Source organism: Providencia sp. PROV261 (assembly GCF_028477945.1).
In the GTDB taxonomy this organism is placed as follows: Bacteria; Pseudomonadota; Gammaproteobacteria; order Enterobacterales; family Enterobacteriaceae; genus Providencia; species Providencia stuartii.
Genome location: NZ_JAMPMC010000066.1, coordinates 1 through 1,029 on the forward strand (window position 1 = coordinate 1; position 1,029 = coordinate 1,029).

Annotated in this window: 1 protein-coding gene; it reads left to right on the top strand. The window is 43.7% G+C overall.

Annotated features, from left to right (window positions below; genetic code table 11):
* The first annotated feature begins 76 nt into the window (after positions 1-76).
* Entirely contained in the window at positions 77-892 is an 816-nt protein-coding gene (gene aph(3')-Ia / locus PR675_RS20265) for an aminoglycoside O-phosphotransferase APH(3')-Ia (protein WP_000018329.1), read from the top strand.
* Positions 893-1,029 lie beyond the last annotated feature (137 nt).

Consider the following 1,029-nt stretch of genomic DNA (forward strand, 5'->3'; position numbering starts at 1 on the left):
AAACAGTGCCGATAAAAATATATCATCATGAACAATAAAACTGTCTGCTTACATAAACAGTAATACAAGGGGTGTTATGAGCCATATTCAACGGGAAACGTCTTGCTCGAGGCCGCGATTAAATTCCAACATGGATGCTGATTTATATGGGTATAAATGGGCTCGCGATAATGTCGGGCAATCAGGTGCGACAATCTATCGATTGTATGGGAAGCCCGATGCGCCAGAGTTGTTTCTGAAACATGGCAAAGGTAGCGTTGCCAATGATGTTACAGATGAGATGGTCAGACTAAACTGGCTGACGGAATTTATGCCTCTTCCGACCATCAAGCATTTTATCCGTACTCCTGATGATGCATGGTTACTCACCACTGCGATCCCCGGGAAAACAGCATTCCAGGTATTAGAAGAATATCCTGATTCAGGTGAAAATATTGTTGATGCGCTGGCAGTGTTCCTGCGCCGGTTGCATTCGATTCCTGTTTGTAATTGTCCTTTTAACAGCGATCGCGTATTTCGTCTCGCTCAGGCGCAATCACGAATGAATAACGGTTTGGTTGATGCGAGTGATTTTGATGACGAGCGTAATGGCTGGCCTGTTGAACAAGTCTGGAAAGAAATGCATAAGCTTTTGCCATTCTCACCGGATTCAGTCGTCACTCATGGTGATTTCTCACTTGATAACCTTATTTTTGACGAGGGGAAATTAATAGGTTGTATTGATGTTGGACGAGTCGGAATCGCAGACCGATACCAGGATCTTGCCATCCTATGGAACTGCCTCGGTGAGTTTTCTCCTTCATTACAGAAACGGCTTTTTCAAAAATATGGTATTGATAATCCTGATATGAATAAATTGCAGTTTCATTTGATGCTCGATGAGTTTTTCTAATCAGAATTGGTTAATTGGTTGTAACACTGGCAGAGCATTACGCTGACTTGACGGGACGGCGCTTCCCTACCCTCATGGCCGCCTCCCAGGAATCGACCCAGGTGCTTATCGTGGACATAATCCTTTACTCATAAATT